Raw genomic sequence first — 19,573 nt, forward strand, 5'->3', positions numbered from 1 at the left:
GATGAAAGTCCCTCTGCGCGGGGTCAGTCTTCGTCAATAAGCACGCGCGAGGCTGGCGTGTCGAGATCGTCGCATTGACCGGAACGGACCATCCAGACGAAACCCCAGACCGCGGCCGTCGCGAGCACGAGGGCGATGGGCAGGACGATGAACAGGACGCTCATGGCGTGGCCTCCGTGTGGCTTGCCTGGGGCTTGGACCGGCCAGCGCCGAGCGCGATGGCCAAGACGGTGAGCGAACTCGCCGGCATGATGATGGCGGCAACGATCGGAGACATCAGGCCCAGCAGCGTCAGCGATGCGGCGATGATGTTGTAGCTGACCGCCAGCGCCAGACAAAGGCGGATGCGCGAGATCACGCCCCGGCTCGTCTGCGCCAGATCGACGAGTGGAGATAGTCCGGGCCGGCCGAGGTAGACGTCGGATGCGGCCATGGACGCCTCCGCGCCGCCGCGGACCGCGATCCCGACGGTCGCGGTGGCGAGTGCGGCCGCATCATTGACACCGTCGCCGACCATGACGGTCGCGTCATCCTCGTTCAATTCCTGGATGCGGTCGCGTTTGATCTCTGGTAGGGCATCACCACGCGCGTCTTCGACGCCCACCGATCGGGCAACGGCCCTCACCGTGCGCTCATCGTCGCCCGAGAGCACGCGTGGCTTCCAGCCCATGTCTCGCAACGTGGCGATGGAAGCCCTGGCATCTTCACGCGGTGCGTCGCCGAGGACGGCCACGGCCCCGACACCGTCAGACGTGCCAACGAATACTGCGGTAAGCCCAGCCTCACGTGCACGGCTTGCGGAATCATCGGCCCATCGGGGGACGGGAATGCCCCGCTGGGCCATGAGCCGGGAGGAGCCGACCGCCAGGCATCGTCCGCTGAGCGTGCCCGTGACGCCCAGACCGGTGTGGTGCTCGATGTTCTCGACGGCGAGGTCGGTGAATTCGGCGCACTCTGCCAGCGCCTGTGCAATCGGGTGCCGTCCGCCCGCTTCCAGGGCGGCGATCGCGGGCTTGAGCGACGGATCGCCGATCCAGTCTCGCAGTCGGTACGCTCCCTCGGTGATTGTGCCGGTCTTGTCGAGCACGAGCGTGGGTGCTCTTGCAAGGGTCTCGAACGTGTCGCCACCCTTCACCAGCGTACCGCGGCCCGCGAGGCGGCCGATCGCCATGGATGTCGCCAATGGGGTCGCCAACGCTACGGCACAAGGACAACAAACGATCAGCATTGCGACCGTTGATTCGAACGCAGCGTCCAGGCCCGCCGGCAAGCGAATGAGAAAGCACGCGACAGAGAGCGCGATGACGCCGAGCACGAACGGCCGGGCGAGCCTGTCGGCGCTGCCGATGACTGGCGTTCGGGAGCGGCTGAGCCGCTCGATATCGGCCATCAGGCGGCCGACGCGCGTCTCGCGACCCGTCGCGGTCACACGAACGCGGATCGTACTGGAGAGGTTCAGGGCGCCGGCGGCGACCACCGATCCGACGATGCCAACGAGCGGTTTGCTCTCGCCGGTGAGCACGGCGCTATCGATGTGGGTCGAACCGGTCTCGATGATGCCGTCGACCGGGATGCATCTCTGGGGCGAGACCTCGACGAGGTCGCCGGTCTTGACCGCGTCGATGGCGGCGTCCGTGGGCTGGCCGTCGCGGATCAGTGTGACCCGACGGGGCGTGATCGAGAACAGCATTTCGATGGCATCCGCCGCCCGGCGCTGCTGCCGCATCTGAAGCCAGCGGCCGATGAGTAGCAGAAAGATGAGCATGGTGATGGAATCGAAATAGATCTCACCGGTGTCGAGCCCGACGGCGAACAAGCCGGCGATGGTGCCGGCAACCAGTGCGAGGGCGATCGGCGAGTCGAGATGCCACGTGCGCGTACGTAGTGACGCAACGGCACCCTCTACGAACACGCGGCCCGGCCACAGGAGTGCGACCAGCCCGATCGCGGCACTGAGGTAGCGGAACGCCGTGCGATAGGGTTCGGCGATCGCGTCGAAGTGGCCGCTGTAGAGCGCGAATGCGAGCAGCATGACGTTGCCCGCACAGGCCGCGGCCACGCCGATACGGATGAGGTACGCGCGGTCTTCCATCCGTCGCGCGTCGCGGGCAGCCGACGGTTCGACCGGATGCGGCGGATAGCCAAAGCTGCTAAACGCTCGGGCGATGGTCGACAGGTGGGTCTCCGACGGCTGCCAGACGACCGTAGCGGTGCGTCGTGCCAGGTCGAGCTCGACACTGCGCAGGCCGTCAACGACGGTAGGCAGCCGCTCGAGAAGCCACAGGCACGCGGCGCAGTGCACGCCCTGCACGTAGAGCTCGACGCGCATCAGACCTTCGGGCATGGCGGTCGCGTGGCGGGCGATGAACGTTGGGTCGTCGAGTTCCGCGAATGTACCCGCCTCGACGACCGCTGGAGCACGATCGTCATCGAGGCGGGCCTTCAGGGCGTAGAACTGGTCGAGCCCGCAGGCGCGGATGGCGTCGTACGCGGTGTGGCACCCGTTGCAGCAGAACCGCTCACCCCTGGGCGAGGGCAGGCCGCAGTGTGCGCATGGCTGCCGCGTGGTCGCGGCGGGCACGGTACTGGAAGCGGCGATGGCGGTCATAGATCACTCGTCCGTCGTACACAGCGGGCAGTGCGCCGACGTTGGCATCGTGGTCAGCGATGTGGGCTCGACCGACGGTCGGGCGGTCAGGCCCGTGAGGTCGGCGCCGTAGACGCGGACCACGGTGATGGTCGCGATGGCGATCATTGCCAACGCTGCAACGGTGCGTACTCGCGGGCCAAAGCGCGTGCGGATCGCCCCCGCGCCAAGGCCGACCGCGGCGAGGATGGGCACGGTACCGATCCAGAACGTCGCCATCACGGCAGCGCCCCAGAAAGGCGAGGCGGTACCGGCTGCGATCAGTGCAAAAGCCCAGAGCCAGCCACACGGCAGCAGCGTGGTGAGCAGGCCCATCGCCAGGGCACGGCCCGCCGGTCCGAAGCGGTCGGCACGGGCGACGCCTCCGCGAAAGGCCTTGCGAACGAGCGGCGGGGTACGCATGTGCGGCAGTCGCACGCCGGCCTCGCGGAGCAGCCAGATGCCACCGACGACCAACATGGTGGTAGCGGCGAGGATAGCCGCCGCGTGCTGCAGGCCGGCCGCGCTGGCACCAAGATCGATCGCGCTGCCGACTGCGCCGGCTACGACGCCCAGGGTTGTATAGCCCACGAGCCGGCCGCCGTGATACGCGAACTGCAGCCGGGCATGGGCCTTGGCACGGCCTTTCTCCATGCCGCAGGCCATGGCAACGAACACGCCGCACATTCCGGCGCAGTGCGGGCTGCCTGCCAAGCTGGCGATCAGTACCGCGGCTAGGGTGGCCAGCGAGGGCGTCACGCGGCGTCGCTCCGAGGGGTGCTCGAGGGAGTCGCAAATACGTCGCGTGTGTGAAGGAAGGTGTCTCCCGACCGCGTGGCGCGCAGCCTGATCTGCCATTGCCCCTCGCGCGGCCGGTCGAGGACGGCGACGTAGCGTCCCGGGCCATCGGCCGAGAAGGTGACATCCTGGGCCTCGCTGCGGCGGGCGTGGTGGAAGGTCATGGCCCGGACGATGGCGCCCTCGAGGGGAACGCCCTCGTCGTTCACCAGCGTGACGGCGATGGTCGATGCGTTCAGATCGAAGTCGACGATGGCTTCCCAGCCCAGCGCATCGCTCGCGGCTTCCAGCGCGCGCTGCCGGTCCCAGTCGACCGCCTTCTGGTAGTAATCGTCTTCGATGGCGTAGCTGGGATCACTCACGGCTGCCATGACGGTGATACCGCAAACGGTGAGAGACATAGCGAGCGCACCCACGACCCCGAGCGGCCAGAGCCAGGCACGGCCGGTCCGCGGGCGGGCTTCGATCGGATCGTTGATCGGGTCCACGTTCAGTTTCCTCCGCCGGTGGCGACCGGGCCTCGCATGATGTACTCCACGCTCTTGTCGAAGTCTTCGGACCGGATGCGGACGCGAACCGGAATCCGGCTCGTGGTGAAGGCCTCGGACGGGACGACGAGCGCGACCGACTCGGTGAGCATCTCGCCCGCCTGCAGTTCGACCGAACCGGCGCCGTCGATCTGGCCGCCGTCGACACCCTCGACGCTGAGGAAGTACGTTGCTCCGGTCTCGGAGCGGTCGTGGATCTTGACCTTGATTGGGTTGGCCACCATGCCGCTTTCGAGCACGGTGAACGGGCTCCCCGGGCCGCGCATGACGTTGATCAGTGCTGACTCGCGGGTGACCAGCAGGACGGTCATGATCGTGACCAGGACTGCGATGATGACCGGATACGCGACCAGGCGGGGGCGGAACCAGTGTCGACCTTCGCCCTCGAGCGAGCGTTGCGACGCGTAGCGGATGAGCCCGCGTGGCCGTCCGATCTTGTCCATGATGCTATCGCAGGCGTCGATGCACTGCGTGCAGTTCACGCACTCCATCTGGAGACCGTCGCGGATATCGATACCCGTGGGGCAGGTCTGTACGCACATCGTGCAGTCGATGCAGTCACCAGGTTCCGGTGCGATCTCTGCGTGCGTGGCATCGTGCACCACCTTGAGCGAGACATCGCCTGGCTGCTTGGCGTCCCGGCGCTTCTTGCCACGCGGCTCTCCGCGCCTCCGGTCGTAGCCGACGACCAGTGAGTCGCGATCAAGCATCACGCTTTGGAACCTGCCGTAAGGACACGCGACGATGCACGTCTGCTCGCGGAAGAAGCCAAAGTCGAACAGCATGGCCCCCGTGACGGCGATGATGACCACGAACGCGATGGGATGATCGAGCGGCGACCCGAGGATCCACTGCCGCAGGTTGTCGGTACCCACGAAGTAGCTGAGGAAGGTGTGTGCGAGCCCGAAGGCCAGCAAGACGAATACGACGAACTTCAGGAACCCGCCGGCGGCGCCGAAACGCTTCTTCCTGGCGCCCGGAGCGCCCTCAAAAAACCTTTCGATCGGACGGAACACCAGCTCGAGGTAGACCGTTTGCGGGCAACCCCAGCCACACCAGATGCGCCCGAAGAGCGCTGTGAAGAAGAACACCGAGAGCGCAATGGTGATGAGCAGGAGCGCAAGCAGCAGCGTGTCGGTCGGGTAGAGCGTCGTCCCGAAGAACGTGAACTCGCGCGTGAGGATATTGATGAGCAGTGGCGGACGGCCGTCGATGCGGAGGTGGGGAAGCGTCACGAACAGCGCAATGAGACCATATCCGACGGCACGGCGGCGGTTCAGCCAGCGTCCCGGCGACGGGCGTGGATTCAGCCAGCGACGCGTTCCGTCCACGTTGAGCGTCGATAGCACGCGTTCGGACTGTGGAGCAGTTGTGCTCATGGTCGTCGAAGCTCTCCAGGATCAGCCGTCGCCCTCGGCAGGCCACGGCGGAATGACCTCGCCCTCGGCTGCCTTGCGGTTCGAGTTGTTGCCGCGAAGTGAGGCCACGTACGAGCTCAGCAGCACCGCTTCCTTCGGATGCAGGCGGTTGCCCCATGCCGGCATCGCCCCGTTGTTGGCTCCATCGACGATAACGGCGTGGATGTCCTCGATGGTGCTGACGTTGAGGTAGTTGTCGTCGGTCAGGTTTGGGCCGATGCCGCCGCCCCCGTCCGCGGCGTGGCACGAAGCGCAGTGCATCTTGAAGACGGAGTCACCGTATTTCATCCATTGCGCATCGCCCATGAGCGAGACGAGCGTGGCCTCATCGGCTTGCAGGTCGCCGAGCTCACCAAACAGGCGCTCGGTCTCCGCGAGCTGCGCGGCCTCGAGACGATCGACCTGATGCACGAACCACGGACTTTCCAGCGATACGAAGAAGTACACCACGCTGAACACCATCGTGGACAGCCAGATCAGGTGCCACCACAGCGGCGTGGGGTTGTCGAACTCCTGGATGCCGTCGTACTCGTGGCCCTGGATCAGGAGCTTCTCGCTTTGGTTCTGCTTATCCATGAGCCTGCTCCCTCCCGCCGACGGCGAGCGTCTGCGAATCCATCAAGACGGGTGTGCCCTCGTCGAGCACGGCTGCGGCCATCTGCTTCTCCAGGCCCCGACCGTTTCGAAGCGTGCGGAGCGTGACGAGCACGAACACGCCAACAAAGATGACCAGGGCGGCCTCGGGCCAGACGGAGAGATCAATGTGTCGAACGGTGTCGGAGAGCATTACTGGCTGCCTCCTTCTGCGTCTTCGGATCCGGACGCGACTTCGCCCTCTGCTGCATCGGCATCGCTTCCTGCGGATGCTTCAGGAGCCGGTTGCTTGCTGATGTCCACGCCCAGGCGCTGCATGTATGCGATGAGCGCGACGATCTTCTTGTCGCTCACGTCTTCCGTTGTGCCGCTCGATTGTGAATAGATCTCATCAGAGACCGCGCGGGCCTGCTCCCGCGCCAACTCGGGCGCGTTGTTGACGGCTTCGCCATAGGGCACGCCAAGCATGGCCATCGAGCCGACACGAGCCTTGATGCCCTCGAAATCCAGCTCTTGCCTGAACAGGTGCTTGTAGCTGGGCATGATCGAGCCGGCGTTGTACTCCTGCGCGTTGTAGAAGTGCTCGTAGTGCCACCATGAACTCTGGCGGCCACCCTCGCGTGCGAGGTCGGGCCCGATGCGGCGGCTGCCCCACTGGAACGGGCGATCGTAGATGAATTCGCCGGCCTTGCTGTATTCGCCATACCGCTTCACTTCGGCGAAGATGGGCCGGATCATCTGAGAGTGGCAGTTGTAGCAACCCTCGGCGATGTAGATGTCGCGCCCAGCCAGCTCAAGCGGCGTGTATGGCTCGACCGTGGAAATAGTCGGCACGTTGCTCTTGATCAGGAAAGTGGGGATGATCTCGAAGAGCGACGCGACGGCGACCGCGATGAGGACCCAGATCGTGAACTTGATCGGTCGTGCCTCAAGGCGCCGGTGCCACAATCCCTGGAGCCAGCGGTCGGCGGCGTGGCCGGCCTCGACGTTGGCGCTGAGGCGGCTGACAGCCCGCTGATAGTCTTCGTTCAAGGGGGCGAGCGGCGCAGCCTCGTGCACGACGACCTCGTACTGGGGCGGACGCATACGCCAGGTCTGGAAGAGGTTGAGCACGCCGATGACCATGCCGGCGAAGTAGAGGACGCCGCCACCGGCGCGGATCCAGTACAGCCACTCGAGGCGAGTAACCGTCTCGAGGAAGTCGGGGAACATGAGCGTGCCCTGGCTGTCGAATGCCCGCCACATCAGTCCTTGGGTGACGCCGGCCGCGTACATCGAGAGGATGTAGAGCGCGATGCCGATCGTGCTGATCCAGAAGTGGGCGTTGGCCAGCTTGACGCTGAACAGGCCCTTGGTCTGGAAGATCCTGGGGGCAAGCCAATAGGCCATGCCAAAGATCATGAATCCGTTCCAGCCGAGCGTTCCGCTGTGCACGTGGGCGATGGTCCAGTCCGTGTAATGGCTCAGGCTGTTGACCGTCTTGACGCTCAGCATCGGACCTTCGAACGTGGCCATCATGTAGAAGGTGATGCCGACGACGAAGAACTTGAGCACCGGATCGGTGGTGACCTTGTGCCATGCGCCGCGCAGGGTGAGAAGACCGTTGATGCCGCCACCCCAGCTGGGCATCCACAGCATCACGCTGAAGAGCATGCCCAGGCTGCTGGCCCACTCGGGTAGCGAGGTGTAGTGCAGGTGGTGCGGACCCGCCCAGATGTAGATGAACACCAGCGACCAGAAGTGCACGATGCTCAGCTTGTAGCTGAAGACCGGCCTATTCGCGGCCTTGGGCATGAAGTAGTACATCAGCCCAAGGAAGGGCGTGGTTAAGAAGAAGGCTACTGCGTTGTGGCCGTACCACCACTGCATGAAGGCATCTTGCACGCCGGCATACAGCGGATAGCTCTTCAGGGCGACGTCGACGCTCGTGACCTTGCCGGTCGTGAAGAACTGGTAGACGCCCACTGGGATCCAGAGGTTGTTGAAGACGTGGAGCACGGCCACGGTGATGATCGTGGCGATGTAGAACCAGAGCGCCACGTAAAGGTGCCGCTGGCGTCGGTGGACCAGCGTCATGAAGAAGTTGACGCCAAAGAAGCCGACCCACACGACCGCGATGGCCAGATCGATGGGCCACTCGAGCTCGGCGTACTCCTTGCCCTGGGTGATGCCGAAGGGCAAAGTAAGGGCGGCCGAGACGATGATCGCCTGCCATCCCCAGAAGTGCAGCTTGCTGAGCTTGTCGCTCCACATGCGCGCCTTGCACAGACGTTGCGTGGAGTAGTAAACAGCAGCGAAGATGGCATTGCCGGCAAACGCGAAGATCGCCGCATTCGTGTGCAGCGGTCGCAGCCGGCCGAACGCAACCTGCGGCAGCACGTTCAGCTCGGGCATGGCCAATTGGAATGCGATGACCACACCCACGAGCAGGCCGACGAGCCCCCAGGCCAGCGTGGCCCAGAAGAACATGCGGACGATGGCATCGTCGTAGCTGAAGCGATCGAGGGCGCCTCCGTGGGCCGCACCCTTGGACGCGGTGGAAGCCGCCCCCGCGTCGTTGGGCAGGTCGGCTCCTGAGGCATGGCTTGCATCGGCCATCGGTGGATCCCCTGATTTCCCCGGCCGTGATCCGGGAACTCTCTTGTCAGATCAGAATTTTCACTGACCCACAGCATTTCACGACGTATCGGAGGAATCAAGCGATATGTCTATATTTTTATAGATTACTACTTTTAAGCTCGCCATCGGGATAGACTGCACCCAACTCCAAGGCCCGTGACGCCCGGGGAGTCCGGCAGGAGGCCCGCTCCATGTTCAGCATGACAACGGAGTACGCGCTGCGAGCCGCGGTCTACCTCAGCGAGCGCCACGGCGATGTCCAGACGGCCGGCCGAGTGGCCGAAGCGACCCAGACGCCGGTCCGCTACGCATCTCGAGTGCTGCAGTTGCTCGTCGAGGGTGGCCTCGCCATCAGCCAGCGGGGGCCCACCGGAGGCTTCGTTCTGGCACGCGAGCCATCGGAGATCACGCTCCTCGACGTGGTCCAGTGCATCGAGCCCATCCAGCGGATTCGAGAGTGCCCCCTCGGCCTGCGTGAGCACGAACGGGAACTCTGCCCCCTCCACAAGGCGATGGATGACGTCGCTGCAGATGCCGAGGCAACCCTCGGTCGACTGACACTCGCGAACGTCATGGCGCAGCCAATCGTGCCCTTGGGAATCTCGATCGGGGGACGTGAGCGCCCTTGATGAGGCTTGCTCGAAACTGCGGCAGAGCCAAGCAGACCGAGCAGCCCAATTGCACGCACCATGCCTTCGAAGTGTGCTGCTCCGGCGAACTCGGCTTCGTAAACGGAGAGGGGGGGATTCGAACCCCCGAGGGGCGTAAACCCCCACACGAATTCCAATCGTGCGCCTTAAACCGCTCAGCCACCTCTCCAGGGTCGCTGCCAGGCTCTCAGCCGGCCGCGAGCGGGCAACAGGATAGGGCCGATGTGGCCGCCGGGCGCTCCTCCTCGAAAGCTCGGGCCGGCCAATCATCACGGCATGCCAGAGGGTCCGGCCCGACAATCCGACGCACCGACGCCACCGCTGATCCGTGGTCTCCTGATCATCGACAAGCCGGTTGGTCCGAGCTCGATGGCAGCTTGTGCGCGCGTCCGTGCGGCGCTCCGACGCGGCGGTGCTCCCAAGCGAGTGAAGGTCGGTCACGGCGGCACCCTCGACCCGCTGGCAAGCGGGGTCCTGGTCATCCTCTGTGGCAAGGCGACGCCGATGTGCAACCGAGTCATGGCCGGCGCCAAGCGATACGAAGCCAGGGTCGACCTTTCGGCATTCTCCACGACCGATGATCGAGAGGGCGAGCGGACCGAGGTGGCCGTCCCGACGCCCCCGAGCCTGGACGCCGTCTGTACCGCGGCAGCGGGCTTCGTCGGAGAGACGCTCCAGCGTCCGCCCGCCTTCAGCGCCATGAAGGTCGGCGGCCAGCGCGCCTACGCACTGGCGCGCAAGGGCAAGGCCGTCGAGCTCGAGCCACGGCGTGTCGTCATCGAGTCGATCGATGTGCTGGCATACGAGTGGCCATACGTCCAGCTCGACGTATGCTGTGGGAAGGGCGTCTACATCCGCAGCCTGGCGCGCGATCTGGGAACGGCGCTCGGGACGGGAGGGACGCTCGACGCGCTGCGGCGAACGGCCGTCGGGAGCTTCTCGATTGATCGGGCCACCGAGCTCGACGCGCTGCCCGAGTCGCTCACGCAGGCCGACCTGCTTCCGGTCGATGTGTGGATCGACGAAGCCGGCTAGCCCGCGGGCTCAGCCCTGTTCGCCGGGCTCATCGCCGATGTCTTCGACCGCCTGGGCCGGTGTCTCGCTCTCGCGGCCGACGACCCGAAGGTTCAACCGCTGGGCCATCGCATCGAACGAGAAGGGATTGACCGTGCGGACCGTATCGACGAGTTCGTCGCGGCGGATCATGAAGTCGAGGAAGTCGGCCTGCATGCGATACATTTCCGTCGTCAGCGGCGTGATGCTCTCGACCGTGCCGACGCCCAGCGTGAGCGTCGCCGCGATCGGCACGCTCACGGTTCTGGCTGCGCGGGGCGTTTGCTCGATGTCAACGAGCGGATCGAGCGAGTCGTACACGCCCATCACCGCGTCGCGGAACACCTCGGCGTTCAGCGACGGCACCGCCGGCGCCTGCCGGAAGCCCATGGGCGTGGTCACGTCCATGGGCGTGACGCGGACCGTCTGCAGGTCGGGCGCTTCGACGTCGCCCGCCAGCGTGCCCGCCAGCTCGATTGCCGCAGCAGTCAGTCCGCCCTCGGCGGCCGTCTGACCGATCGCTTCGGCCTGCGCCTGCAATCGTTCGAACAGCCGGAGCGCCTTCCAGTCCTCGATCACGCGGCCGCGGATCTCGTCGATGCTGTCCGGACGCGATTCGCTCCGGACGTCGAGCACGGTGTAGAAGTAGACATTGCCCGCGAAGTCGGTCGCCGGAATATCGGTGACCGGGAGTCCCTTCTGGATCGCCAGCCGTGCGCCGAGCTCGGGTCGGAGCTCGCGCACCGCGAACAAGACCTGGGCCACCGGAGCCCGCGTCGAGCCGATGTTGATCTGAGCCCGGCCGAAGCCCTCGAGCGCCATCATCTCCGCAGGCCACAGCCACGAGTCGGGCCGCACGACCTCGGGCATCGGCAGGACCACCGAGCCGTCCTCGGCCTCGGGGAAGCGCGACAGCCCGACCGAATCGACCATCTGCTGCGCGACGGCCTCGAAGCTCGGTCGCTGGCTATCGAAGTCGTCGGGCAACCGCTTGTACGGTCCGTCGGACTCGAGCGAACGCGTCGACTCGCCCATCGCGCCCACGAAGGCCTGCTGGGCGGCTCTGATGACCTCGTCGGCGATCTCGCGACGCACGGCATCCTCGATGTCGGTTCGCGCGTCGGCAAAGGCGTCGGGCTCCTGGCCGTCGGCTTCCATCTCGCGCACCATCGCCTGGTAACGCTTGCGAACCTCGAGCGGATCGGGCGTGATGTTTGCTTCGATGGCCTCACGGTCGAGTCGGAGGTACTCGATCTTCAGTCGTTCGGGGAGCGTGTAGCCGATGCCGAACTCACCACCCTGCTCGCCTCCTCCGAGCGGGGTCGAGGCAAAACGCTCGAAGTGCTCTTGGAGTTGGGCCTCGGTCGGCTCGCCGACGATGCCGGGGTAGTCGATCACGAGTTTCCGGCTGTCGAACCAGAACGCCTCGACGGAGGCCTGCCGTTGGCGGTTGGCCGCGTCGCGCAGGGCCCGGGCATCGCTTAAGGGAGCGCTCTCGAAATAGCCGGCCGTCAGGCGGTGGATGCCGCGGGCGACGCTGAGCGCCTCGTGGTACTCGCGCTCCGAGACGTTCGGCGGCGGACGGGTCAGGAACGCGGACGCAAGGTCGATGCGTTGTTGCCGCTCGTCGGCCGGCATGGAACCCCACACCTGGCTCAAGATCGACTGCGCGGACGGGCCGAAGGACTGAGAAAGCTCGCGCAAGAGCTGCTGCTGCGCAGCCTGGGCGGCAAAGTCCTCGACCCACAGCGCGCCGTCGCCCGCCACGCCGATGAGCCCGGCCTGCTCGGCTTCTCGCCGGAGCATGTACCAGTGAAGACCAACCTCGTCGCGTTCGATGGCGGGCATGTACTGGGGCGGCAGTCGATCTTGCACGAGCGCATGCTGCCGCTCGGCCTGCTGCACGTCGGTGACCTTCAGCGACGACCCGTCGAGGGTGGCGACTTCGCGGTTCACCATGCGGTTGCCGAGCTGTTGGATGGCCTGGGGCGCAGTGAACGCCACCAGCAACAACGCGCCGAAGACGATCATCATCCACTTGCTGTACTTGCGCAGGAACTTGAGCATGCCGCCCGTCCGAGGCCCGTGGACCCTGCCGCTACCGGGCGCCGGCGGACCGACCCGCCCCGGCTCGCACCGGCCTTAGAAGCGATAGAACTCGATAACCAGGTTCGTGTTCACGCGGAACGGAACCTCGTCGGCCTTCGGAGCCGCCACGACCTTTGCCTTGAGCTCGCTGGGGTTGAAGCTGATCCACCCCGGAACCTCGTGGCCCGGCATGCTCTCCATGTTCTCGCGGCAGAGCTTGTGGGTCTTCTCCTTGATGGAGATCTCCATGCCCGGCTTCACGTGGAAGCTGGGGCGGTCAGTCTTGCGTCCGTTCACCATCACGTGGCCGTGCGCGACGATCTGACGCGCCGCCCAGATGGTGCGGGCGATGCCCATGCGGCGGATCACGTTGTCCAGCCGCGTCTCGAGCAGCACCAGGAGCATGTCGCCCGAGTTACCGGGGAGGCGCTTGGCCTCCTTCACGAAGCGGCGGAACTGCTTCTCGCCCACGTTGTAGTGGAACCGAAGCTTCTGCTTCTCGGTCAGGCGGATGCCGTAGTCGCGCGGGCGGCGGCCACGGAAGCCGTGGATGCCGGGCGGCTGGCGGACGCGCTCGTTGCTGGTGTGCTTCTCGACCGCCTCGATCGGAACACCGACGCGGCGGCTCAGGCGGACCTTCGGTCCGGTGTAGTTGGCCATCTGCTGTTCTCCGTCCCGCTGGGAATCCCAACGGGTGCCGGGCCAAACGCCCGGCGATCAGGCCGGCGACCGCGACTGCGGGCCGGCTATTGAACTGATCCGGCCCACGCTGGGCCCGGTTTTCGAGGCCTATTCAAGGCCGAACGATGATCGGAATCAACAGGCCGAGCAGCCGGCGTCAGTCCTCGGGCACGTCGTCGCTAATCACGATCTGGCGGAAGGTCGTGCGGAGGGTGTTCGTGATCGGCCCCTCGCCATCGCTGATGGCGTGGGTGGCCTTGATGCCGCCCTGGCCATCGTGCTCGAGCACCTCGCGAACGGCGATGATCTCGGCGGCCGACCCGGTCATGAAGACCTCGTCGGCGTCGAAGATGTCCTGCAGCGTGATGTGCTTGGTCTGGACCTTGAGATCGCACTGCGGGGCCAAGCGGTCGATCACGAACCGGCGGGTGATGCCGCTCAGGCACCCGTCCTCGACCGGCGGCGTGGTGATGGCACCGTCCTTGATCACGAAGATGTTGTCGCCCGAGCCCTCGGCCACCTTGCCCTCGGGGTTGAGCATGATGACCTCGAGCAGCTTGTCCTGCTCGTTGGTGATTTTCAGGTCCCTGGTGAGGTGGATGGCCTCGCACTTGGCCAGGATGTTGTTGAGGTAGTTGAGGCTCTTGATGCGTGGGTCGAGGCTCTTGACGCCGATGCGCGGCCGATGCGCGACGACCACCCGCATGCCAGACTCGTACATCGACTCGGGATAGAGCCGGATCTGATCGGCGATGCAGATGACGCCGGCTTGCGGGCACAGGTAGGGGTTCAGCCCCAGCGTGCCCTCGCCGCGCGTAACGAGCAGGCGGATGTAGCCGTTGACGATGCCGTTGGCCTCGATGCAACGACGCTGGACGTCGATCATCTCCTCGCGCGAGATGCCGATGTCGAGATAGATCATCTCCGCGCTGGCCCACAGGCGGTCCATGTGCTGGCCAAGCATGAAGATCTTGCCGTTGTAGACGCGGATGCCCTCGAACACGCCGTCGCCGTACAGCAGCCCATGGTCGAACACGCTGACCTTGGCCTGGCTCTTGGGGACCAGGTCCCCGTTGACGTAGACCATCGGCCGGTCCTGGTCGGACGGGCTTCCGTGAACGGCGCCGGGAGCCGTCGGATTCGGCTTCGGCGGGGTTCGCATCTGGGTCATGGTCTTATCTCCGTGATCGGCCAAGTGGGTCCGTCCTTGCGTTAGGCCCTCAGCGGGGCGATTGTGCCGGCGCAGTCTAGCGAGGGTCATCGACCCTGGGGTCACGACCCGGGCATAACCCTATCAACGTCGAGGGAGCGTGTGGTTGAACGACGCTAGACCTTGACTCGTCCACGCAGGTTCGCCAGCCCGCCGTCGATCTCGAGCACCGTGCCGCTCACCCATTCCTGCTCCGCGTCGAGCAGCCAAGCAATGCCGCTCGCAGCGTCCCCGGGCTGGCCCAGCCTGCCCAGCGGGTGCATCGCCGTCGACGCCTTCTCGGCCATCTCGTTCTCGAGGATCGGCTCGCTCAGCGGCGAGCGGACCATGCCCGGAGCGACCGCGTTGACGCGCACGCCGTTGGACGCGTACGTCGCCGCCGCCGACCGCGCAAGCCCGATGACCGCCGCCTTGGCTGAGGCGATTGCCTCGTGATTCGGAAGGCCGCTCGTGGCCGCCGCCGACGACATCAGCACGATGGAGCCTCCGCCCCTGCGCATCACCTGGCTCGCGCTGCGGACGAGGTTGAAGGCTGTGTAGAGGTTCACTTCGATCGCCTCGCGCAGCTCGTCGGGCGAGGTCAGGTGCGCGGGCTTGAGCATGATGGTGCCCGGCAGGTTCACGGCGCCGTCGAGCCGCCCGTGGTGCTCGGCCGCCGCCTTCACGGCCGTATCCACCGCGCCGGTGTCGCGCGCGTCGAGCGAGTCGAGAGCCTGTGCGCCGAGTTCATCGGCAAGTGCCTTGGCCTTGTCGGCGTCGCGACCGGCGATCGTCAGCTTCGCTCCAGCTTCGATCAGCCGCTTCGCTAGCGCGCTGCCGACACCGCCAGCTCCGCCGATCAACAGGTATGCTCGATCTTGGTGTCCCATGCGTGCCTCCTTGGTTAGGCAGGTTCCTGTAGCGCCCCGATGGGGCCATCTTCGCTCGGCGAGCGTTCCATGAGGCGGCGGACGCCGAGCTCCCAGCCCACCGCATCGAGAAGCGTCGGATGCATCCACCGGAAGCCGGCTTCTCCGAGCCTGGTCGGCTCGGCCCGCGTCGAGGCGAGCAGCATGTCGCCGGCCATCTCCTCGCCGAGGGCCATTCGAGCGGCTCCCGCCGGTAGGCCGAGTATGGCTGGACGGCGAGCCGCCTCGGCGATGGCACTGCTGACGTCGTTCGCCGTCGCTGCGTCGGGTGCGCAGACGTTGACGGCGCCCGCGAGTCCGTCGTTCTCGATGGCGTGGAGCACGGCGCCGATCGCGTCGTCGAGACCGATCCAAGGCCACCACTGGCGGCCGGTGCCGATGGGTCCGCCCAGGCCGAACTTCGTCGGCGTCATCAGGGCCTTCAGAGCGCCCCCGCCCGAGCCCAGCACCATGCCGAAGCGGGCGAAGACCACGCGGACGCCCGCGGACTCGGCCGGCCGGGCGGCGGCTTCCCAGGCTCGCACGAGATCGGCGAGGAAGCCGTCGCCCCATCCCGCGTCTTCGGTCAGCGGCTCGTCGCCTCGGTCTCCGTATGCGTGCACCCCCGAGGCATTGATCAACACCTTCGGTCGCTCCGACGCCGGCAGCGAGGCCATCGTCTTGGCGAGCAGCGACGTGGGCTGCACGCGGCTGCGGCAGAGCTGTTCCTTGCGCTTGTCCGTCCAGCGCCCGTCGGCGATGTTCTCGCCACAAAGGTTGATGACGACGTCGACGCCGGACAGCGTGAAGGGGGAAATCTCCGAGGCTGCCGGATCCCAGTGGCGTTGCGCGATGCCGTCGATCGGGTCGGGTTCGGCCCGTCCACGCACGAGGCGGATCACCTTGTGGCCGCCAGTCGACAGGAACGCGGCAAGCGCCGAGCCGATCATGCCGCTTGAGCCAGCGATCGCGATGGTCAGTCGTTCGGCCGATCGTACGTGCCGGGCAAGGTCCGCACGCGTTCGTTCGTGCCGGAACCAGAACAGCCGACCCAGATCGGCCGCCAGCTTGCCACCGAGTAGCACCGAGCCGAGAAACCCAGCCGGAGCCTCGTACTCGATCCGGTCATCGAGCCGGCTGCGGCCATTGCCTTCGTCGCTGAATTCGTGTCGGTGTGTCCAGCTCCCGAACGGACCGCTAAGCTGTCGGTCGCTGAAGCCGTGCGGCGGATCGTGGTCGAAGTGCTCGGCCACCCAGGGCATGCTCACGGGCCCGAGGCCGATCATCAGCCGGGCGATCGCATCGTTGCCGATGCGTGGGTGATCCTTCCCACGCTTCCGTTCGGCAATCGTCACGCGTTGCCAGGGCGGCGTCAGTCGCTCCAGCGCCCCGGCGTTGGCGTGCCACTCGTAGAGCGTCCGGGCGTCGCAGGGCATGGTCGAACTGGCATGGAAGGACTTCATCCGTCAGCATGATCCCCGCCCCGCTCGCCCAAGGCCAGCGAGTGGGTCCGTGTCAGGGTGAGTAGAGTGCTGCATGGCCAACTCACCTAGTACCGCTACGGAAACCGGCAACGCCCGAATCGGTTCGCAATCGGTCGGCGACCTGCTCTCGGCGATCGCTGAGAAGACGCCAGCCCCCGGCGGTGGGGCGGTCGTCGGGGCCGTGGGTGCCCTAAGCGCCGCTCTGGCTGGCATGGTCATTGCCTATAGCCGGGACAAGAAGAGCCTGACGCGCCACGCGCCGGCCCACGCCGTCGTCGGCGACCGCTGTGCCGCCGCGAGCTGCAAGCTGCTCGAGCTGGCCGATGCCGACGCGGCTGCCTACGCCGAACTCAACGCGCTGCAGCGACTCGACCCCGACGATCCAGAACGCATCGAGAAGCTCGGCGCCGCCGCCAAGCGGTGCATCGATATCCCCTTGGACGTGCAGCGCATCTGCCTGAGTCTGCTCGAAGGATTCGAGGAGCTCGCGCCCATCGCCAACGAGTACCTGCTGAGCGATCTCAAGATTGCTGCGATCTTGGCCGAAGCCGCCGTCCGCGCCAGCGACTGCAACATCGAGGTCAACGCGCCGACGCTCGGCAGCGCCGTCTCACCCGAGGCCGAGCGCGACGCACAGGCCACGAGCCTCCAGGCCATCGAACGAGCGAAGAACCTGCTGCGATCGGTCGAGGCCCTGATCGACGACTAGCGCAGGACGACTAGCGGCCGGCCTTCTTCCTCGCAGGAGCCTTCTTGGTAGCGGGCTTCTTGGTGGTTGCCTTCTTGGTGGTCGCCTTCTTCGAGGCCGGCTTCTTCGGCGCCGCCTTCTTGGTCACCGTCGCGGTTGCCGGGCTTGCCGTCGCCTTCTTGGAGACCTTCTTCGTCGACTTCTTCGTGATCGATGCTGCTGCGACTGCGTTCGTCGGCGCCGATGCCGCTTCCGGGGCGGCTGGCGTCGCCTTGGCGACCGCCGGCTTCTTGCCCGACGTCCGCTCGGCCAGGTCCTGCATCAAGTTGGCGAGCTTGTTCAGTTGATCGACGCTGCTGGGTGCCGCCGGCTTGCTGATGGCCGCCCGCGTCTCCTTCTCGACCTGCCGCGCAGCCTCGATGTCTTCCCGCAGCCCGAGACGCGCTCGCTCGGCACGCTTGGCCTCGGCGCTCAGCGCCGTCAGGCTCTCCTTCAGCTCGCCCTTGAGCCTTGTCTCGAGCGTCTTCCAAGCCTGGTCGAGGGCCTGGCGCGCCTGCGTCGCCTTGGCGTCGAGCTTCTCGCTCTCGATCTTGGCCTTGTGGATCGCCTTGTCGGCCGCCTTGTCAGCCGCGGCGTTGGCCCTCTTCTCGGCCCGCTTCTCCGACTCTTCGATCAGATCGGCCAACGCCGCACGCTTGGCTTCGGCCTCCTCGGAAGCGGTCTTGAGCGTGTCCAGATGCCGCTTGACCTCGGTCGCCGGCGCGCGCATCGCCTCGTCGAGTTCTGCACGCCGCTGGCTGAGCTGCCCCTCGGCCTGCTCGCAGAGCTTGGTTGCCAGAGAGATCGACTGCTGCAGGCCGTCGCGCTGCTCGACGAGCCGATCAAGCCACAGCCCCGCGCTCTCGATCGACTCGCTCAGTGCCTTGCGGCTCTCCTCGGCCTGCCGACGCGCCCGCTCGCCGGCGGTCGCCACGTCGTCCATCTGCTCCATCGCCGCCATGGCCTGGGCCGCGACGGCCGCCAGCGTTCCATCCGCTGGCTTGGACGATCCGGCGCCGGTCGACTCGATCAGTGCTTCCGCGCGCTCGCATAGCGACTCGATGCCGTCCAGGTCGAGCTCGAACACGCCGCGGGCCTTGGTGTCGATCTGGTCGACGCGGTCCAGCACGGCGTCGGCGTTCGCCTCGGCCTCGGCCAGCTTGGGCGCGATCTCACGCTCGATCCGCTCGCCCACTTCGTCAACACGCTCGCCGGCCTGGGCATCGCTCGTGGCAATAACCTGGGCCAGCCGGCCCTCGGCGTCCTCGATGAGCGACGCCAGCCGCTGGCTCAGCCCCTCGATCCGCTCGGCCATCGCGGCCTCGGCCGCCTTGCGCTCGCTGCCAATCGCCTCGACCGAGTCGTTGCGGGCCTGCCCGATCTCATGGGCCGCGGTCGAGTGCTCTTGGGCGATCGCCCGCTGGGCCTCGTCGGCTCGATCCTGCACGGCCCGAAGCCCGGCGTCTGCCTCGCTCTTGGCGTTCTCGGCGACCCGCTGCAAGGCCTCGACCGCCTTGGCCCGCGCCTCGGCCAGGTCGGCCCGTCCGCGATCGACGAACGTCGTGAGCGTCTCGCCACGATCGTCCAGTTCGTTGGCCCGCTTCTCGGCGACCTCCTCGACCCGTGCGATCGCCTCGTCCACGGCCGCCGTCCCGGCCTCGAAGATCCGCTGGCGGGCCCGGTCGTCCATCTCCTTGATGCGGCGCTCGGCCGTCACGGCCCGCTCGGCCGCCGCCTCGGCCCGCTTGGCCGTCGACTCGGCGCTCTCCAGCCGCTGCGTGAGCGTGCTGAGCATCTCGCCGGCCTTGGCCAGCTTCTTGTCGACGGCGGGAAGCACCTCGCCGATGGCCCGCAGGCTCCGGCTGGCGTCCACGGCGGTCCGCCGCAGGTGCTCGCCCTCGGTCGTCGCGGCGGCAAGCAGCTTTCGGAGCGCCTGGGCGTAGTCCTCGAAGGCCACCCGATCGACCACGCGCGGCGAGACGAACACCTCCTCGGGCGTCCGGACACGCGGGTAGCGGGCGTGGCCGGGGGCTCCCGGCTCTCCCTCGGCCCCGCTGGCCTCGGTCTGCTGGCTACCGGCGGGCGAATCAGTCGGCGAATAGGGGGCCATGAGCGTCTCCTGGTGCCGCAGGGCCATCGGCAAGCCAACTGGGTGGCCTGCAAAGACGGGTCGCCATGCTATCCGGCTAG

Annotated in this window: 17 protein-coding genes and 1 tRNA gene; 3 read left to right on the forward strand and 15 right to left on the reverse strand. The window is 66.6% G+C overall.

The genetic code is table 11. The features are described 5' to 3' along the window. Positions 1-23: 23 nt before the first annotated feature. Genes ccoS through ccoN form a run of 8 tightly spaced genes read right to left on the reverse strand, consistent with a single transcriptional unit; the run spans position 24 to position 8,582 of the window. The gene (gene ccoS, locus RIA68_00720; protein ID MEQ8315953.1) at positions 24-164 is read right to left on the reverse strand and encodes a cbb3-type cytochrome oxidase assembly protein CcoS; all 141 of its coding nucleotides are present in this window, start codon (positions 162-164) and stop codon (positions 24-26) included. Beyond that, positions 161-2,608, reverse strand: coding sequence for a heavy metal translocating P-type ATPase metal-binding domain-containing protein (locus tag RIA68_00725; GenBank protein ID MEQ8315954.1), 2,448 nt, complete (start codon positions 2,606-2,608; stop codon positions 161-163). Before RIA68_00725 ends, ccoS begins: the two co-directional genes overlap by 4 nt. A gap of 3 nt (positions 2,609-2,611) precedes the next feature. Further along, positions 2,612-3,385, reverse strand: coding sequence for a sulfite exporter TauE/SafE family protein (locus tag RIA68_00730; GenBank protein MEQ8315955.1), 774 nt, complete (start codon positions 3,383-3,385; stop codon positions 2,612-2,614). Further along, on the reverse strand, positions 3,382-3,912 hold the full coding sequence (locus RIA68_00735) for a FixH family protein (GenBank protein ID MEQ8315956.1): 531 nt from the start codon (positions 3,910-3,912) through the stop codon (positions 3,382-3,384). Before RIA68_00735 ends, RIA68_00730 begins: the two co-directional genes overlap by 4 nt. 2 nt (positions 3,913-3,914) lie before the next feature. After that, positions 3,915-5,351 carry a cytochrome c oxidase accessory protein CcoG gene (gene ccoG / locus RIA68_00740; protein ID MEQ8315957.1) on the reverse strand — a complete coding sequence of 479 codons (1,437 nt, stop codon included), beginning with the start codon at positions 5,349-5,351 and terminating at the stop codon, positions 3,915-3,917. A gap of 21 nt (positions 5,352-5,372) precedes the next feature. After that, positions 5,373-5,966, reverse strand: a complete 594-nt coding sequence (locus tag RIA68_00745) for a cbb3-type cytochrome c oxidase N-terminal domain-containing protein (protein MEQ8315958.1) — start codon at positions 5,964-5,966, stop codon at positions 5,373-5,375. After that, on the reverse strand, positions 5,959-6,177 hold the full coding sequence (locus tag RIA68_00750; GenBank protein ID MEQ8315959.1) for a hypothetical protein: 219 nt from the start codon (positions 6,175-6,177) through the stop codon (positions 5,959-5,961). The genes RIA68_00745 and RIA68_00750 overlap by 8 nt, the downstream gene beginning before the upstream one ends. Next, on the reverse strand, positions 6,177-8,582 hold the full coding sequence (gene ccoN / locus RIA68_00755; GenBank protein ID MEQ8315960.1) for a cytochrome-c oxidase, cbb3-type subunit I: 2,406 nt from the start codon (positions 8,580-8,582) through the stop codon (positions 6,177-6,179). The genes RIA68_00750 and ccoN overlap by 1 nt, the downstream gene beginning before the upstream one ends. Positions 8,583-8,794: 212 nt before the next feature. Here ccoN and RIA68_00760 point away from each other — a divergent pair, with 212 nt between their 5' ends. After that, positions 8,795-9,232, forward strand: a complete 438-nt coding sequence (locus tag RIA68_00760) for an Rrf2 family transcriptional regulator (protein MEQ8315961.1) — start codon at positions 8,795-8,797, stop codon at positions 9,230-9,232. 103 nt (positions 9,233-9,335) lie between these two features. Here RIA68_00760 and RIA68_00765 read toward each other — a convergent pair. After that, a tRNA-Ser gene (locus RIA68_00765) sits at positions 9,336-9,422 on the reverse strand. A 107-nt stretch (positions 9,423-9,529) separates the two neighbouring features. On the opposite strand from RIA68_00765, the gene truB reads away from it, so the two are divergent. Then, the gene (truB, locus tag RIA68_00770; GenBank protein MEQ8315962.1) at positions 9,530-10,288 is read left to right on the forward strand and encodes a tRNA pseudouridine(55) synthase TruB; all 759 of its coding nucleotides are present in this window, start codon (positions 9,530-9,532) and stop codon (positions 10,286-10,288) included. A 9-nt stretch (positions 10,289-10,297) separates the two neighbouring features. Here truB and RIA68_00775 read toward each other — a convergent pair whose 3' ends face one another. From RIA68_00775 to RIA68_00795, 5 genes are all read right to left on the reverse strand, one after another. Beyond that, positions 10,298-12,373 (reverse strand): hypothetical protein, encoded by a 2,076-nt coding sequence (locus RIA68_00775; protein MEQ8315963.1) that lies wholly within the window; start codon positions 12,371-12,373, stop codon positions 10,298-10,300. 75 nt (positions 12,374-12,448) lie between these two features. After that, entirely contained in the window at positions 12,449-13,054 is a 606-nt protein-coding gene (gene rpsD / locus RIA68_00780) for a 30S ribosomal protein S4 (protein ID MEQ8315964.1), read from the reverse strand. Positions 13,055-13,232: 178 nt separating this feature from the next. Continuing rightward, on the reverse strand, positions 13,233-14,246 hold the full coding sequence (gene ilvE / locus RIA68_00785) for a branched-chain-amino-acid transaminase (GenBank protein ID MEQ8315965.1): 1,014 nt from the start codon (positions 14,244-14,246) through the stop codon (positions 13,233-13,235). Between the two features lie 155 nt (positions 14,247-14,401). Then, positions 14,402-15,154, reverse strand: coding sequence for an SDR family oxidoreductase (locus RIA68_00790; GenBank protein ID MEQ8315966.1), 753 nt, complete (start codon positions 15,152-15,154; stop codon positions 14,402-14,404). A gap of 14 nt (positions 15,155-15,168) precedes the next feature. Beyond that, positions 15,169-16,635, reverse strand: a complete 1,467-nt coding sequence (locus RIA68_00795; protein MEQ8315967.1) for a TIGR01777 family oxidoreductase — start codon at positions 16,633-16,635, stop codon at positions 15,169-15,171. Between the two features lie 73 nt (positions 16,636-16,708). Here RIA68_00795 and RIA68_00800 point away from each other — a divergent pair, with 73 nt between their 5' ends. Then, on the forward strand, positions 16,709-17,365 hold the full coding sequence (locus RIA68_00800) for a cyclodeaminase/cyclohydrolase family protein (GenBank protein MEQ8315968.1): 657 nt from the start codon (positions 16,709-16,711) through the stop codon (positions 17,363-17,365). 10 nt (positions 17,366-17,375) lie between these two features. Here the strand turns inward: RIA68_00800 and RIA68_00805 are convergent, their stop codons facing one another. Continuing rightward, complete coding sequence (locus RIA68_00805) at positions 17,376-19,520, reverse strand: hypothetical protein (GenBank protein MEQ8315969.1); 2,145 nt, start codon at positions 19,518-19,520, stop codon at positions 17,376-17,378. Positions 19,521-19,573 lie beyond the last annotated feature (53 nt).

It is taken from the genome of Phycisphaerales bacterium, assembly GCA_040217175.1.
In the GTDB taxonomy this organism is placed as follows: domain Bacteria; phylum Planctomycetota; class Phycisphaerae; order Phycisphaerales; family UBA1924; genus JAHCJI01.

Coding starts and splice junctions, on each gene's coding strand:
- ccoS (MEQ8315953.1), bottom strand. CDS start 164: ATGAGCGTCCTGTTCATCGTCCTGCCCATCGCCCTCGTGCTCGCGACG.
- RIA68_00725 (MEQ8315954.1), bottom strand. CDS start 2,608: ATGACCGCCATCGCCGCTTCCAGTACCGTGCCCGCCGCGACCACGCGG.
- ccoG (MEQ8315957.1), bottom strand. CDS start 5,351: ATGAGCACAACTGCTCCACAGTCCGAACGCGTGCTATCGACGCTCAAC.
- RIA68_00745 (MEQ8315958.1), bottom strand. CDS start 5,966: ATGGATAAGCAGAACCAAAGCGAGAAGCTCCTGATCCAGGGCCACGAG.
- RIA68_00750 (MEQ8315959.1), bottom strand. CDS start 6,177: ATGCTCTCCGACACCGTTCGACACATTGATCTCTCCGTCTGGCCCGAG.
- ccoN (MEQ8315960.1), bottom strand. CDS start 8,582: ATGGCCGATGCAAGCCATGCCTCAGGAGCCGACCTGCCCAACGACGCG.
- RIA68_00760 (MEQ8315961.1), top strand. CDS start 8,795: ATGTTCAGCATGACAACGGAGTACGCGCTGCGAGCCGCGGTCTACCTC.
- truB (MEQ8315962.1), top strand. CDS start 9,530: ATGCCAGAGGGTCCGGCCCGACAATCCGACGCACCGACGCCACCGCTG.
- RIA68_00775 (MEQ8315963.1), bottom strand. CDS start 12,373: ATGCTCAAGTTCCTGCGCAAGTACAGCAAGTGGATGATGATCGTCTTC.
- rpsD (MEQ8315964.1), bottom strand. CDS start 13,054: ATGGCCAACTACACCGGACCGAAGGTCCGCCTGAGCCGCCGCGTCGGT.
- ilvE (MEQ8315965.1), bottom strand. CDS start 14,246: ATGACCCAGATGCGAACCCCGCCGAAGCCGAATCCGACGGCTCCCGGC.
- RIA68_00790 (MEQ8315966.1), bottom strand. CDS start 15,154: ATGGGACACCAAGATCGAGCATACCTGTTGATCGGCGGAGCTGGCGGT.
- RIA68_00795 (MEQ8315967.1), bottom strand. CDS start 16,635: ATGAAGTCCTTCCATGCCAGTTCGACCATGCCCTGCGACGCCCGGACG.
- RIA68_00800 (MEQ8315968.1), top strand. CDS start 16,709: ATGGCCAACTCACCTAGTACCGCTACGGAAACCGGCAACGCCCGAATC.
- RIA68_00805 (MEQ8315969.1), bottom strand. CDS start 19,520: ATGGCCCTGCGGCACCAGGAGACGCTCATGGCCCCCTATTCGCCGACT.